Origin of the sequence: Streptomyces sp. NPDC005722 (assembly GCF_040630935.1) — a bacterium.
GTDB lineage: Bacteria > Actinomycetota > Actinomycetes > Streptomycetales > Streptomycetaceae > Actinacidiphila.
In genome coordinates, this window is the sequence record NZ_JBEXYN010000011.1 from 50,695 (window position 1) to 64,930 (window position 14,236).

At 71.3% G+C, this 14,236-nt stretch carries 13 protein-coding genes; 6 read left to right on the top strand and 7 right to left on the bottom strand.

Annotated features, from left to right (window positions below):
* The gene (locus tag ABZ479_RS15375) at positions 1-942 is read right to left on the bottom strand and encodes a pyridoxamine 5'-phosphate oxidase family protein (RefSeq protein ID WP_500462047.1); all 942 of its coding nucleotides are present in this window, start codon (positions 940-942) and stop codon (positions 1-3) included.
* 198 nt (positions 943-1,140) lie between these two features.
* Positions 1,141-1,587 (bottom strand): SsgA family sporulation/cell division regulator, encoded by a 447-nt coding sequence (locus ABZ479_RS15380; protein ID WP_500462048.1) that lies wholly within the window; start codon positions 1,585-1,587, stop codon positions 1,141-1,143.
* Between the two features lie 397 nt (positions 1,588-1,984).
* Here ABZ479_RS15380 and ABZ479_RS15385 point away from each other — a divergent pair, with 397 nt between their 5' ends.
* On the top strand, positions 1,985-3,379 hold the full coding sequence (locus ABZ479_RS15385) for an FAD-binding protein (RefSeq protein ID WP_500462049.1): 1,395 nt from the start codon (positions 1,985-1,987) through the stop codon (positions 3,377-3,379).
* 292 nt (positions 3,380-3,671) lie between these two features.
* Entirely contained in the window at positions 3,672-4,319 is a 648-nt protein-coding gene (locus tag ABZ479_RS15390; protein ID WP_500462050.1) for a peptide deformylase, read from the top strand.
* Positions 4,320-4,352: 33 nt separating this feature from the next.
* Here the strand turns inward: ABZ479_RS15390 and ABZ479_RS15395 are convergent, their stop codons facing one another.
* Positions 4,353-4,910, bottom strand: a complete 558-nt coding sequence (locus tag ABZ479_RS15395; protein ID WP_500462051.1) for a hypothetical protein — start codon at positions 4,908-4,910, stop codon at positions 4,353-4,355.
* A gap of 487 nt (positions 4,911-5,397) precedes the next feature.
* Between ABZ479_RS15395 and ABZ479_RS15400 the strand changes: the two genes are divergently transcribed.
* Entirely contained in the window at positions 5,398-8,187 is a 2,790-nt protein-coding gene (locus ABZ479_RS15400; protein WP_500462052.1) for an AAA family ATPase, read from the top strand.
* Between the two features lie 224 nt (positions 8,188-8,411).
* Complete coding sequence (locus ABZ479_RS15405) at positions 8,412-8,930, top strand: sigma-70 family RNA polymerase sigma factor (protein WP_500462053.1); 519 nt, start codon at positions 8,412-8,414, stop codon at positions 8,928-8,930.
* A gap of 110 nt (positions 8,931-9,040) precedes the next feature.
* Here ABZ479_RS15405 and ABZ479_RS15410 read toward each other — a convergent pair whose 3' ends face one another.
* Entirely contained in the window at positions 9,041-10,075 is a 1,035-nt protein-coding gene (locus ABZ479_RS15410; RefSeq protein WP_500462054.1) for a class I SAM-dependent methyltransferase, read from the bottom strand.
* Between the two features lie 285 nt (positions 10,076-10,360).
* Here ABZ479_RS15410 and ABZ479_RS15415 point away from each other — a divergent pair, with 285 nt between their 5' ends.
* Positions 10,361-11,218, top strand: a complete 858-nt coding sequence (locus tag ABZ479_RS15415) for an ArsR/SmtB family transcription factor (protein WP_500462055.1) — start codon at positions 10,361-10,363, stop codon at positions 11,216-11,218.
* A 33-nt stretch (positions 11,219-11,251) separates the two neighbouring features.
* Here the strand turns inward: ABZ479_RS15415 and ABZ479_RS15420 are convergent, their stop codons facing one another.
* Positions 11,252-12,001, bottom strand: a complete 750-nt coding sequence (locus ABZ479_RS15420; RefSeq protein ID WP_500462056.1) for a hypothetical protein — start codon at positions 11,999-12,001, stop codon at positions 11,252-11,254.
* Between the two features lie 205 nt (positions 12,002-12,206).
* Here ABZ479_RS15420 and ABZ479_RS15425 point away from each other — a divergent pair, with 205 nt between their 5' ends.
* Positions 12,207-13,292 (top strand): hypothetical protein, encoded by a 1,086-nt coding sequence (locus ABZ479_RS15425; RefSeq protein ID WP_500462057.1) that lies wholly within the window; start codon positions 12,207-12,209, stop codon positions 13,290-13,292.
* Between the two features lie 55 nt (positions 13,293-13,347).
* Here ABZ479_RS15425 and ABZ479_RS15430 read toward each other — a convergent pair whose 3' ends face one another.
* Both ABZ479_RS15430 and ABZ479_RS15435 read right to left on the bottom strand, forming a co-directional pair.
* Positions 13,348-13,854 (bottom strand): SRPBCC family protein, encoded by a 507-nt coding sequence (locus ABZ479_RS15430; protein ID WP_500462058.1) that lies wholly within the window; start codon positions 13,852-13,854, stop codon positions 13,348-13,350.
* 3 nt (positions 13,855-13,857) lie between these two features.
* Positions 13,858-14,199 carry an ArsR/SmtB family transcription factor gene (locus ABZ479_RS15435; protein WP_500462059.1) on the bottom strand — a complete coding sequence of 114 codons (342 nt, stop codon included), beginning with the start codon at positions 14,197-14,199 and terminating at the stop codon, positions 13,858-13,860.
* Positions 14,200-14,236: the final 37 nt, after the last annotated feature.

The window sequence follows — 14,236 nt, forward strand, 5'->3', positions numbered from 1 at the left end:
CTATTCCTCTCGCGATTCCCGTGCGGCGGATGCCCGGGCGAGGTTCTTCAGGGCAGGCCAGTCCACGCGCGGCCGGGCAAGGCCACGGCGGCTCAGGTAGGCCTTCGTCGTCCGGCGGGCGGTACGCAGGACGCGCATTTGGTCCCGGGGGTTTCCCTCGCCGTTAGGCTGGATCACCCGCCGCGGCACCAGCAGCCAGCTCCCGTCGTCGCACCGCTGCAGCTCCCCCCGCACGAGCGCCTGGTAGAGGGCGGCGAGGCGGTCGTCGTGGTGGTGCACGAGCAGCGCGGCCGGACCGGGGACGACCTCGCAGTCGGAGGCCGGCTCGACCAGGAACCCCTCCGGTGCCGCTTCGGTGTGCGTCCGCATGAGCAGGGGGGCACCGGAGGCGTCCCGGACGCCGAGAACGGCGGTGGGGAAACGAGCGAGGACGTCGGCACCCGGGAGGGACGACGTTCCGCGGGGAGTGTCCCGCGGTACGGCGAGTCGCGTGGCCAGGGGCGGGCGGGTACGCACCTCGGTCGGGATGATGGTGATCAGCAGGCGCAGGTAGTACCAGTCCATGAGCCAGCGGGCGGGAGGGTCCACGTAGCGCCGGCTGTCGGGCTGGCGGTCGAAGAGCAGTGACCAGTACGCCTCGTCGCCCGCCGGGGAGGTCACGACCTCCTCCGGACAGGCCGCCGTGCCGGAGACGAAGATCTGGTCCGGAACGCCCTGCTCGCTGCCGGTGGGATCGGAGAAGAGCAGGGCGACCCGCCCGTCACGACGAACGTTCAGCGCCTTCTGGGCGAAGGCGAGCGACGTGGTGACAAGAAAGGTGCCGTTGTTGCGGCGGTGGGCCACCGTCGGCCACACCATCGGCGTGCCGTCGCGGGCGAGGGTGACGAACTCGCAGGTCCGGTAGGCGTCGACGGCCTTGGCGACCACAGGTTCGAGATGCATCGGGCGGCCAATCTGGATCGGTGAGGGCGGGTCGGGATACCACTGGAGGACGCGGCCGTGTGTGGACACGTCGGCCGACATCCTTCACACGTGTGGCGGGTCGGGAAAGGTTCACTCTCGCCGCGGGCCCGGGGACACACGGGCGGCTGCTCGCGCACCCGGTGCCACGCGGTGCGCCGGTGGTCCGGACACCGTGTGTCAGCCGGAGTGCGCCTCGGCGCCGCGCAGCAGATCCGCGCCGTGGACCCAGTCGAGACCCGCCAGGTCGTGACCTGCCGGAACCACCTCGTAGGTGTGCTCCAGCCATGCCGCCAGCGGCGCCACCGGCAGCTCGAAGAGGGCCGCCATGTCCCCCGAGGTCAGCTGGAGCCATGCGGTGTCCCGCTGCTCCGGATGCGACGGCCGGATCCGGACGTCACCGAGGCCGCTCATCGAGTACAGCCCCTGCTGGAGCAGGTCCCGTCCGATACGCCACAGGACCTGGGGACCGCCTTCGACACCGAAGCTCACGGACACGATCCACGGCGATTGCGGGTCGAACCGGAATCGGGCCCGGATCGTCTGCCGGGCGGCGACGCCCAGTACGCGCTCGATGTCCAAGGACAGCGCAGGGCAGGTGCGCGACGCGGTTCGGGGGGTCCGCATCCTCGGCTGGTTGCCGCTCATGACGATGGATCTCTCTCTCCGGCGGAGTGGGCACCCCTCACTCTGGTCATCGGGGCTCGGCCGCGCATAGGTAACTTGACCGTCCTGACCGACGTGATCTTCCTCCGGGCCGGGGCACGCCTGGGATCCCGGACGCCGTGCCGCCCGTGGTGCGCGTCGTCGAGGAGGCGTCTTCGATACTCCAGCAGATGCGCCACGTGACGGGGATCCTGCCGGGCGACACCTTGGCACCATGTGCGACGCCGAGGTTCATGTGAACGCGGGAAGGTGTGCGGCTCGTTCCCCTGGTGTCAGGGTGTGTCCCGCGCGTCCCGCATGTCCGGTACGAACATGCCACGGGGGCGCTTCGCATGTGTGTAGTGAGGTTGTGATCTGCGTGGCGAGTGTGAACTTTCGGCCCGAGGACCTGGCGGAGCTGCGGGGGTCCGTGCGGGGTCCCGTCCTGGAGGCCGGGGAGGAGGGATACGCCGACGAATGCGCCACGTACAACCTGAGCTGTGCCCTCCGCCCGGCCGTGGTGGTCGGTGCGACGGACGCGTCCGACGTGCGCGCGGCGGTCCGTTTCGCCGGCCGCCACGGGATGCCCGTCGCGGTGAAGTCCACGGCCCACCAGGTGGTCGCGTCCGGGGAGGGCGGTCTGCTGATCACGACGCGGCGGATGAAGCGCATCGCCCTCGACCCCCGGGAGCACGTCCTGCGGGTCGAGGCGGGTGTGAGGTGGAGCGACGTGCTGCCGCACACCGCGGAGTCCGGCCTGGCCCCGATCGTGGGCTCGGCGCCGGAGGTCGGTGTCGTCGGCTACACCCTCGGAGGCGGCCAGAGCCCGCTGCTCGGGCGGAGCCTGGGCTACGCGGCCGACCACGTGCGCAGGTTCGACATGGTCACCGCCGACGGCGAACTGCGCGAAGTGACCCCGCACAGCGAACCCGACCTGTTCTGGGCGGTGCTGGGCGGCAAGGGCAACTTCGGCGTGGTGACGTCGATCGAGTTCGAGGTGTTCCCGGTCTCCCGCTTCTACGGCGGCTGCGTCTACTTCCCCGGCGAGCACCTGGCCCGGATACTCGAGGCCTGGCGCACCTGGCTCCCCACGGTCGGCGAGGACATGACCTCGTCCGTCGCCATCCAGCGGCTGCCCGACATCCCGTTGCTGCCCGAGCCGCTGCGCGGCGCCTTCGTCGTCGCCCTGCGCGTCGGCTACCTGGGTTCGGCCGCCGACGGCGCGGAACTGATCGCGCCGCTCCGTGAGTCCGCCCCGGCGCTGATGGACCTGGTGGGGGAGAAGTCCTTCACCGCGATCGCGGAGATCCACATGGATCCGGTGGACCCGATGCCGTACTTCGACCGCAGTGCCTGCCTGGAGGAGTTCTCCGCGAGCACGGCGAAGGCGCTCGTCGAGCTCACCGGACCGGAGTCGGGGTGCACCCTGGCGAACGTCGAGATACGGGCCCTCGGCGGCGCTCTCGACCGGGAACCGGCGAACCCCAACTCGGTGCCCAGCCGCGGTCTCCCGTACGTCGTGTTCGGCTTCGCGGTGGGCGCTCCCGGCCACGAGGAGGCGCTGCGGGCCGACCTCGCGAAGGTCGTCGACGGACTCGCGCCATGGACGGCGGGACGCAACATGGTGAACTTCCTCTCCCCGGACGAGGCCGGCGACACCGAGGGCGTACGCGAGGTGTACGGGCCGGAGCGGTTCGAGCGACTTGCCGCCGTGAAGAAGCAGTACGACCCGACCAACGTCTTCCGCTTCAACCACAACGTCCTGCCCGCCTGACACCGCCGCGCCACGAACGTCCCGTCACCACGCTGCCGGCGGTGACAGGACGTTCCACGCGCCGATGGCGTGGGGGCGTCCCTCCTTGCCGCACGTCATCGGGTGAACGCATCCGCACCGCGCCACACATGTGTTACTCCCGCACCCGGGGGACGGGGAGGTTACCGTGTTCGGGGATCGGCCCCGGGCCGAACCCGCCGGCGCGCCGGTGAACCTTGCCCACCGACCCGCCCACCCCCGTCCACGGGCAGGCGACCGCCACCTGCCCCGCTGCCGTCGAAAGGCCGAGCCCGTGTCCTCTCAGCCGACCACTCCTGGATCCCTGACCCAGCGGGTCGAGCAACTCCTGCGCGTCGACGGCCCGCTGCCGATCGTGGCCGCCGGCGACCCGGTGCTGCGCACCCCCGCCGTGCCGTACGAGGGCCAGTTCGACACCGCGCTGCTCGGTCGGTTCGTCACCGCGCTGCGCGAGACGATGCTCGCCGCTCCGGGTGTGGGACTGGCCGCGCCCCAGGTCGGCGTCCCGCTGCGCATCGCGGTGGTGGAGGACCGGGCCTCCGGGCCGCACGAGGCTCTCGAGGCCCGGGGGAGGACCCCGCTGCCCTTCCGGGTGCTGGTCAACCCCTCCTACCAGGCGGAGGGCGACACCATGGCCGCGTTCTTCGAGGGCTGTCTGAGCGTGCCGGGCTACCAGGCGGTGACGGCTCGCCACGCGCGGGTGCGGCTGCGCGGGTCGGACGAGCAGGGCCGGACGATCGACGAGGTGCTCACCGGCTGGCCCGCGCGCATCGTGCAGCACGAGACCGACCACCTGAACGGCACGCTCTACCTGGACGTGGCCGAGCCGCGGTCGCTGTCCACCAACGAGGCGGTGGCGGAGCGCTGGTCGCAGCCCACCGCCGCCACGGCCGCGGCGGCCCTGGGGTTCCAGCTGCCGTGACGGCCCGTCGGGGCTTCTTCCGCGGTGGCCGGACTACTTCGCCCCGGCGGCCCTCGGCAAGGTGTACATGACGGAACGCTCCTGCTTGTGGCGCTGGACACGTCCCTTGGCGACCAACGACTCCAGGGTGTTCCGCACCACCTGGGGGGTGGGGCTGCGGTCCGGGTGCTTCGTCATCAGCTCGTCGCGCAGTTCCTTCGCCGGGCGCGGTTCGTCGTGGCCGCCGAGCAGGTCCGCCAGCAGGTCCCCGAGCAGTGGCCGGTGCGACGTCCCCTCGGCGCCGGTCTCGGCCGCCGTGCCTGCGGGAGCGGCGCCGACCGACGCAGACCGCCTGGAACCGCCCTTGGCCGAGCCCCGCTTCCTCTTCGCGACGGCCGGCTCGTCCTGCAGCTGCTCGGGCAGACGCGATGCGTCCGCGAAGCCCTCGTAGCGCTCGGCGAGACTCAGGATGTCCAGCAGGAGTGACTCCTCCTGCTTCAGCACCGCGATCCTGTCCGACAGCTCCCGCTGCCGTCGTCGGTTCTCCTCCAGATCCGATGCGGCCTGTTCCACGTACCGCGACCGGAGCGTGGCGGCTGACTGGCTCGTCATAACCGTTCACTCCTCGATATGGATGATGTTGCGCATGGTACCCACGCCGGGGGTCACCCGCGGAAACGTGTCGACACTCATCACGATAGGCGCCGACGTGCCGGGTGTGCGGAGGTCCCCCGTGAAGATACCGCCCGGTAAGTTTGTCACCGTATCGTGTGCGGCCCCCTGCGGGGTTGCCGGGGTGTCGTGTCAGGCGGGACACATGCGCGCTGCCAGGCCCGCGCCGGTGCCTTGAGGCGGTGACCGTACGCGGCCGCCCGGTGACCTGCGGTCCGACCGAGGAGGCAGGTGATCGCCTGCCTCATACAATGGCGGGGCACCGTAGGAGGAAGGCGCATGGCACGGTTCGCACACACGCGGACGGCACACCTGTCACGCCGCGAGCCCGCGCGGTCGCCGTGCGGGCGCCCGTCGCCGGGTGCGGTGCGCGAGAACGCCGGGGTGCCGGAACGCTCGGGGCGGGACCGGCGAGAGGCGGTGGCCGGTGGCCTCCGGTGACGCGCGGCAGCTCGCCTCCGGCGACCTCCTCGTCGGGCGCGAGCGTGACCTCGGCCGCGTCCTCGGGATGTTCGCGGAGCACGCGGACGGTGTCCTGCTGCTGTCCGGGGAGCCCGGCGTCGGCAAGTCGGCGCTGCTGGATGCCGTGGCCGAGGCGGCCACCGGGAGGGGGAGCCGCGTCCTGCGCGCGGCCGGCGTCGAGTTCGAGGCCGACGTCGCCTACTCGGCGTTGAACCAGGTCCTCCTGCCGCTGCACGGCGTCCTGGACCGGCTTCCCGCACCCGGCCGGAACGCCATCGAGATCGCCCTGGGATTCGGCGCCGGCCCGGTCCCCGAGCGCCTGGTGGTCTGCAACGCCGCGCTGGCCCTCCTGCGCTCGGCGGCGGAGGACGCTCCCGTGCTGCTCGTCGTGGACGACCTGCCCTGGGTGGACCGCGCCAGTGCCGCCGTCTTCGGCTTCCTCGCCCGGCGGCTTCCCGGCACGGGCATCGGCTTCCTCGCGGCCTCCCGTACCGGCGTGAACAGCTTCTTCGACGGCAGCGGGCTTCCCGCCCACCAACTGCTGGCCCTGGACCCGGACGCCGCCGCCCGCCTGGTCGACCTGCGCTTCCCCGACCTGGCGCACCCGGTGCGCCGGCGGGTGCTGGACACCGCGCAAGGCAACCCGCTGGCCCTGCTCGAGCTCCCGGACGCGTTGCGTGCGGGCCAGCGCCGGGCCCGGGAGGCGCTGCCGGCCGTGCTGCCGCTGGGCGAGCGCCTGCAGTCCGTGTTCGCCTCCCGGGTCCGCTGCCTGCCCGCCGCGACCCTCACCCTCCTGCTGCTCGCCACCCTGGACGGCACCGGCGACCTCGGAGTGCTGTCCGCTGCCGCGCAGGTCACCGACGGAGACGCGGACCTGCGCGACCTGGACCCCGCCGAGCTGGACGGGCTGGTGCGGGTGGCGGAGTCACCGCGCCGTCTGGTGTTCCGGCACCCGCTGGTCATGTCGGCCGTGGTCGAGGCCGCCACCAGCAGCGCGCGGCGCGCGGCACACCGGGCGCTGGCGGAGGTACTGGCCGGCAAGCCGGAACGACGGGCCTGGCACCTGGGGGAGGCCACCCTCCAGCCCGACGAGGAGGTCGCCCTCCTGCTGGAGCGCACCGCGCGGCGCATCCTGGACCGCGGCGACGCCGTCGCCGCGATCGCCGCGCTCACCCGGGCCGCGGACCTCAGCCCGCTGGACACCGACCGTGCGCGCCGGCTGTCGGAAGCCGCCTACGTGGGCGCCGAGGCGATCGGCGCGCTGCGCAGCGCGTCGGAACTGCTGGAGGACGCGTCGCGTGCCGATCCCGCGCACGCCGCGTCGCTCCGTTCGGCGACCGCCGCCGTACAGCTCGTACTGAACGGCGACGGAGACCTCACGACGGCGCACCGCCTGCTGGTCGGTGCCATCGAGGAGGGTGGTCACGGCTACGACGCCGAGGACCCGGCGCTCATCGATGCCCTGCATTTCCTGCTGCTGCTGTGCAACTACGGGGCCCGCGAGGAGCTGTGGACGCCGTACTACGCGGCGGTCGCGCGGCTGCGGCCCGCGCCGCCGAGGCTGCTGCTGGTCGCCGCCAAGACCTGGGGCGACCCGGCCCACACCGATCCGGCGACGCTGCGGGAGCTGGACGAGATCATCGCGAGCACGACGAAGGAGACGGATCCCGCCCGGATCGTGCGGGTGGGAACGGCGGCGTTGTACCCGGACCGGCTGGCCGAGATGCGCGAGGCGGCGTGGCGGCTGGTGCGGCAGGGGCGGGACGGGGGCCCGGTGCGCCGGCACATCGGCGCGCTGCTGCACCTGTGCCTGGACGGCTACCACCGCGGCACGTGGGCCGAGGTGGTGGACCTGTCCCGGGAGGGGCTGGCGCTGTGCCGGAGGTCCGGGTATTCGGTCTGCACGTGGTTCTTCCAGTACACCGAGGGCTTGGTGGCGGCGTCGCGGGGCGATGCGGGGACCGCGCATGCCCTCGCCGAGGCGATGACGAACTGGGCGGCGCCGCGCGGCATCCGCGAGGCCGTGCACTGCGCCCAGCACGTGCACGCCCTGGCGGACATCGCCGAAGGCGACTTCGACGCCGCGTTCGGCCGGATCAGCGCCATCAGCCCGGCCGGCAGCTTCCCTGCCTACGTGGCACACACGGCCTGGGTGTTCTTCGAGCTGGTGGAGGCGGCCGTACGTACCGACCGGAGGGAGCAGGCGCTCGAACACGTACGCGCCTTGCGGCGGACCAACGTCGCCGGGCTCTCACCGCGGCTCGCCCTGCTCGCCGCCGCGGCCGAAGCCCTCGTCGAGGAGGACGACGCCGAGGCGGCACGGCTGTTCTCCGAAGCGCTGGCCGTCGCGGACGGGGACCGGTGGCCGTTCGCCGTGGCCCGGGTGCGGCTGTCCCAGGGCGAACGGCTGCGCAGGTCCCGGGCCCTGTCCGAGTCCAAGGCCCCTCTGACCGCCGCACTGAAGACCTTTCGGCGCCTGGAGTCGGCGGCCTGGGCCGAGCGGGCCCGCAAGGAGCTTCGCGCCGCCGGACAGGTGGTCGACGAGCCCGGCACCGGCGCCGTGGCCGCCCTCACCCCGCAGGAACGGGAGATCGCGGAGCTGGCCGCCGGCGGGCTGACGAACAAGCAGATCGCCGAGCGGCTGTTCATCTCGCACCGGACCGTCGGCGCCCACCTGTACCAGATCTACCCGAAGCTGGGCATCGGCTCCCGGACGGCCCTGCGCGACGCCCTCCACCCACCGGACGCGGACTGACGACCGCCGCTGCGCCGTAGGACCCCGGGCGGGACGGTTGCGCGCGCGGTGCGGCCGGAGGGCGCCGCGCTCACATGTGTCACCCAGACACCCGCAAAGCACCCTTGTCAACACGTGTGCAACACTCTCTCTGACACACATATGCACCTCGCCGGCAGCGCACGTGTGGGGGTGGTGACACCCTGCCTCCGGTCGCCGTACGACAGAGATGGTTCAAGAACGCTATGGCAGCACCCCTCACGACCACGTCCCGGACCGATCTGCTCGGCGCGATCATGAGAGAGCACCGGGACGGCCTCGTCTCGTACGCCGAGAAGATGCTGGGTGACCATGGACTCGCCGAGGACATCGTCCAGGAGGCCAGCGTGCGGGCCTGGCGGAACATCGACCGCCTGCGCGGCATGGACGACTCCGTCCGGGGCTGGCTCTTCACCGTGACCCGCCATCTGGTCATCGACTGGGTACGCAAGCCGCACGCGCGCAGGGAGGCCGTCGGGATCACCTTCAGCGACCCGGCGACGGGCACCGACCACACCGACGCGATCCACGACGCCCAGGTGGCCAAGCCGCTGCTGCGCAGGCTGTCTCCCGAGCACCGAGCCGTGCTGGTGCACCTGTACCTGTACGACCGCAGCGTCCAGGAGACCGCGGGCATCCTCGGAGTACCGGCCGGCACGGTGAAGAGCCGCCAGCACAACGCCCTGCGCAAGTTGCGCGCGGTCGCCCGACCCGAGGTGCGGTGACCGTTCGCGATCTCCGTACGGCCGGGCGGCAGCTCCGCGCCGGCATCTCAGACGGAGATGCCGGCGCGGAACCGGTTGAGCCCCTGCGGGAGGGTCCGCCGAGGGTCCTGTCAGCGCTTGACGTCGTAGACGCGGTTGGTGAGGGTTTCGACGGCGAGTGCCCAACTGCTGAGACCCACCTCGGCGGCGATGTCCTTCAGGGCGTCCTGGCCCGGGTGATTGCCGAGCGCGTGGGGGCCGCCCTGCGCCATGGCTGCCGGCAGACAGAGAACAGCGGAGGTGGAGGCGAAGGACCTGCCGATCGGGTGGATGTTCTCCCCGGGCTCGGCCGATACGTTCGGCTCGACGACGAGACAGCTCCCGTCGTCGGCGAGGGCCGCCTCGGCGCGCCGGAGTGCCGCACCGGGATCGCCGAGGTCGTGGAGGCAGTCGAAGAACGTGACGAGGTCGTAGTCGCCGCCGGGGAAGTCGTGCGCGGCGGCAACGTCGAACCTCACGCGATCGCCGAGGCCCGCCTCCTCGGCCAGCTCCCGGGCTGCTTCGATGGAGGGCGCATGGGTGTCGAAGCCCTGGAAGCGCGACTGCGGGAACGCCTTGGCCATGAGTACGGTCGAGTGGCCGAAGCCGCACCCCACATCGGCGACCGACGCGCCCCGCCGAAGCTTGGTTTCGACGCCGTCCATGGCCGGGAGCCACTCCTGGACGAGAGCCGATTCGTATCCGGGCTTGAAGAAAGCAGCGACGCCCTCCGAGAGTTCCGGTCCGTAATCCTGCCAACCCACACCGCCACCGTTCCGGTAAGCGCTCGCAATCGCCTCTTCAGCGCCGTAGAGGGCTTTCAGCATGGTGAATCCGCCGCCGACGTAGGTCGGCACAGAGGAATCGGCCAGTACGGCCGCATGCTCGTCCGGCAGAAGATAGGTGTCCGTCTCGGGGTCGTGCAGCACGTAGGCACCGGCGACCTGCGCGGCCAGCCACTCCCGGACGTATCGCTCGACCAGTCCCGCCCTCTCGGCCACTTCGCCCGAGGTGAGGGCCCCTGCCCCCGACATCGCCCGGTACAGGCCGAGGCGGACACCCAGCGACGTCGACAGCCCGGCGAACGCCGCCGCGTTGTCGGCGACCACCCGCTCGAGGAATTCCATGACGCGATTCTCATCCGACATGTGCGACCTGCCTTTACCTAGTGATCTGACTCTTCTGTAACGAAGGAAGGAGGGCGATCGGTTCACGCGGCTTTTGAGGGCTGCGGCGGCCCGTGTGAGCGGATTGCGGATTTGCGGTGGCACTGTGCGTGCATGCTGCACCGTGTTGCGGAAAGCGGCGATCGGGCAGCCCGCAGAAGGTGGACGCACGGACCGCCTTGACATGCAGCCGATTGGCTGCCTATCTTGACATGCAGCTGTTCGGCTGCATATGGAGGCTCAGGGATGGACGAGGTGTTCAAGGCACTGGCGGACACGAGCCGGCGCCGGTTGCTGGACAGCCTCAACAACCGCAATGGACAGACCCTGTCGGAGCTGTGCATGGGCCTGGACATGGCCCGGCAGTCGGTCAGCAAGCATCTGGCCGTCCTGGAGGGTGCCCATTTGGTCACCACGGTCAGGAGCGGCCGGGAGAAGTTGCACTACCTCAACGCCGAGCCGATCAATGCCATCGCGGACCGGTGGATCAGCCGCTACGACCGTGCGCGTGTGCACGCGCTCGCCGACCTGAAACAAGCACTGGAGACACCACCCATGGGTGACACCGAATTCCTGTACACCACCTACATCAAGACGACGCCGGACAAGCTCTGGCGGGGCCTGACCGATCCCGCTTTCACACGCCGCTATTGGGGTGTGGAGATCGTCAGCGACTGGAAGGCCGGCTCGCCCATGACCTGGGTCGGTCAGGGGCTGGCGGACGCGGACCCCGAGCAGGTCGTCCTGGAATCGGATCCCTACCGGCGGCTCTCCTACACCTGGCACACCTTCACCTCCGACTGGGCCCGGGCGGCCGGCGTGGAGGACGAGACCTTGGCCAGGATCACCGCGGAACCGAGGTCCCGCGTCACCTTCGACATCGAGCCCCTCGGCGCGATGGTCAAACTCACCGTGCGCCACGACGGTTTCGAACCCGGCAGCACCGTGCTGCAGATGCTGCAGAGCGGGTGGCCGGCCGTCATCTCCAGCCTCAAGAGCCTGCTCGAGACCGGAAGTGAACTTCCGGGGCCGGCCCCCGCGGAGCCGGAGCAGGAGTCGGAGCGCGGGGAGACGGAGCACGGGGAGACGGACGCGGCGAGCTGACGCCCACCCCGCCGCGGCGCGCCGTGGACCGACCTACGTCGCGGGCCAGGTGCCCAGTGCGCGGGCCAGCCGGTCGCTCTGCTCCCGGGTGATGCCCTGGGCGATGCGGATGCCGCACCGCGGGCTCATGGGCTCGTCGCACTGCAGGATTCCCCGGAAGGGCTCCTGGCTGCCCGAGAGCGGGGACGGCGCGAGGGGGGTCCACTCCACCGGCTCCCACAAGGGGTGGTCGGTGAGGAGGGATTCGGCGAGGCCCCGGCTCGGGAGGATGCCCACGTGGCTCAGCGCCTTGCCGACGTGGTCCGCGGCGTCCTCGGGTGTGTCCTGGTCGCCGAGTGCGGGCAGCAGGAGGAGCAGGCGGGCGTGCTCGTCGTGGATCCCGGGGGCGTCGAGGTCGGGCGTGCGGGCGATGTGGTGGAGTTCCCGCCAGGAGAGCCCCGGGCCGGCCTGGTGGCCGCTGATGGTGGCCAAGTGGCCGTGCCGTCCCCATGCGGGATGGGTGATGAAGTACTCCGTTTCCGGGTCGTCGGGGATGTTGACGCCGAGGACCGTCGCCGTGTGGCCGCCGGTGAAGGGGATCCGGAAGACGGGCCACCGATCCTCGTCGTTCAGGGCGTCGTAGGCCGCGTCGGCATCGGCCCCGTCGACGTCGAAGTACGACAGGACCGGGTCGTAGTCCTCGGTCTGGCTCAGCCACAGGAGGTAGGCCGCCCAGAAACCGGGCAGCGCCAGCAGTTCCTCCCCGGCGACGACGGGGGCCTTCTCGAATCCATCTATCAGCACCGGACCAGGTTCTCATCCGCCGCGCCGCACCGACGGACCGTGGGGCGACACAGCCGTGAACGGACGGGGACGGGGGAGAGGCCGGCGGGAGCCGATGTCCCGCGGGCGTCACAGAAGGGCAACCACCTGTCGCCGAGGACGGGGATGCCGGTCAGCAGGGACGCATCATGGTGCCGGTGGGGAACGACAAGGGGGGCGGGGAGCAGTGGAGTTCACGGTCGAGCGAACGCTGAGAAGACGCGGGAGGCTGTGGGTCGGCTGGGGGATCGCCCTGGCGACGGGCGCGCTCGTGTGGCTGCTCGCCTCCCGCAGCGCCGACCCCGGTCAGGCGCTCCTGGGAGTCCTTTCCGTACCGGTCACCGGGTATGGGTGGATGCAACTGCGCCGGGTGCGACGGCCGTTCCGGCTGCGCATCGACGCCCACGGGCTCACGTTGCACGACGCCGCGCTGTCCTGGGAGCAGATCCACGCGGTCTCCCTGTGGCACGAGAAGGCGGCCGACAGCGACACCACGCCGCCCCCGCCCCGCCTGCTGCTGTGGACGGTGCCGGGGGTCACGCTGCCGCGCGTACAGGACCGGAGCCTGGACGCCTGGAACCGCTACACCCTGGTGAACTGCGCGGACCTGGACCAGCATGTCGGGCAGCTCACCGCTGCCCTCGCCGAACACGCCGGCGACCGCTTCGAGACGGCACCGCGCGCGGTACGACCGCCGATCCCGGTGACCGTCGCCGGACCCGAACTGAGCGTCCCCGGCGGGGAGCGGAGGTTCACGGCCGACCTGGGCGACGGCCGGCGGACGCGTGTCCGGACGGTGTGGGCGCTGGCGTTCAGCGCGGTGTTCGTGTCGGTCTACCTGTACGTGATCCTCAACCACGACCGGATCGACGGCGACTCGGGAATCGGGATCCCCATCACGGTGTCGATGCTCGGCACGCTCGTCTGCTGGATCCAGGTGCGCTCCGCGTACGTCCGCTGGCGCAAGCCGATGGAACTGCGGATAGGTGCCACCGGCATCGGAACGCGCGAGGTGGCAGGCGAGGAGCGGTTCTTCCGGTGGACCCAGATCGCCACCGTCACGGTCGGGCGGCGGCCGTACGGTCCCGACTCCCACCCCGCGCTGACGGTGTGGGTGCTGCCGGGCGCGCATGCCTCCGCTCACCCCGAGCACTTGATCGACGGTCACCGGGCCTACGTCCTGGACCGGATCGACCGCCTGCCGGGTGGCGCGGAGGCGGTCGTACCCGTGCTGCGGGCGTACGCGGGGGAGCGGTACACCGAGACGGCCTGATCGCCCGGCGAGACCGAAGAAGTCGTCGCTGCGGTGAAGGACACCGTCCCGGGGATCAGCCCTGGGACTCGTTCCGTGCGAGGCCGGTGACGTAGGCCGCCAGGTTCCCGAGGGTCTGTCGACCGCCCTCGATCGCGTGGTACTTCTCGACCGCCTCGTCGCGCAGTTCCCTGGTGGGGAACACGGTGCGCATCACGATCCGGGTCGCCGCGCCGTCCGGTGCGAAGGTCAGGAACGACTCGAAGGCGTTCGGGTCGTCGCGGTACTCACCGTGCAGCAGCGCGAGCCGCTCGGGCGGGGTGATCCGCTGCCAGCGGATCCACTCGGGGTAGTCGGTCCCGTCCGGCCCGTGCAGGGTGAAGTCCCACTCCCCGCCCTCACGGAACTCGAAGGACCGCGTGGTGGTGGAGAACCCTTCCGGACCCCACCAGCGAGACAGGTGCCGGACGTCGGTGAACGCCTCGAACACCAGCTCCCGCGGGGCGTCGATGACCCGCGAGATGACGATCTCCCGGTCGGCCGTCTCCTGCTCCGCCGGCGTTTCCTGCCCTGACGCTGCCATCGGTCATTCCTCCTGCTGTGTCTGCTTGAGGTCCTGCACGTAGGTGTCCAGCCGGTCGAAACTCCCGTTCCAGAACCGCTCGAATCCGCCGACCCACTCACGGACCGGGCGCAGCCCGTCCGCGTCCAGGCCGTAAAGGCGCTGCTTGCCCGCCTCGCGGACCCGCACCAGCCCCACCTCGCGGAGCACCCGCAGGTGCTTGGACGCCTGCGGCTGGCTCATGCCCAGTTCCCGGGCCAGCTCGGTCACCGGCCGCTCACCCGTCCGCAGCAGCGCCAGGATGTCCCGGCGCTGCGGCTCGGCGATCGCGTTGAACGCGTCAGACGTCGTCGCAGCTCGTGCCATGACCGCCATCGTATGCCTATATCGGCATGCGTGAAGG

Excerpts from the sequence above, each read along its gene's own strand:
- ABZ479_RS15375 (WP_500462047.1), bottom strand. The coding sequence starts at position 942 with ATGCATCTCGAACCTGTGGTCGCCAAGGCCGTCGACGCCTACCGGACC.
- ABZ479_RS15380 (WP_500462048.1), bottom strand. The coding sequence starts at position 1,587 with ATGCGGACCCCCCGAACCGCGTCGCGCACCTGCCCTGCGCTGTCCTTG.
- ABZ479_RS15395 (WP_500462051.1), bottom strand. The coding sequence starts at position 4,910 with ATGACGAGCCAGTCAGCCGCCACGCTCCGGTCGCGGTACGTGGAACAG.
- ABZ479_RS15405 (WP_500462053.1), top strand. The coding sequence starts at position 8,412 with ATGGCAGCACCCCTCACGACCACGTCCCGGACCGATCTGCTCGGCGCG.
- ABZ479_RS15410 (WP_500462054.1), bottom strand. The coding sequence starts at position 10,075 with ATGGAATTCCTCGAGCGGGTGGTCGCCGACAACGCGGCGGCGTTCGCC.
- ABZ479_RS15415 (WP_500462055.1), top strand. The coding sequence starts at position 10,361 with ATGGACGAGGTGTTCAAGGCACTGGCGGACACGAGCCGGCGCCGGTTG.
- ABZ479_RS15430 (WP_500462058.1), bottom strand. The coding sequence starts at position 13,854 with ATGGCAGCGTCAGGGCAGGAAACGCCGGCGGAGCAGGAGACGGCCGAC.
- ABZ479_RS15435 (WP_500462059.1), bottom strand. The coding sequence starts at position 14,199 with ATGGCACGAGCTGCGACGACGTCTGACGCGTTCAACGCGATCGCCGAG.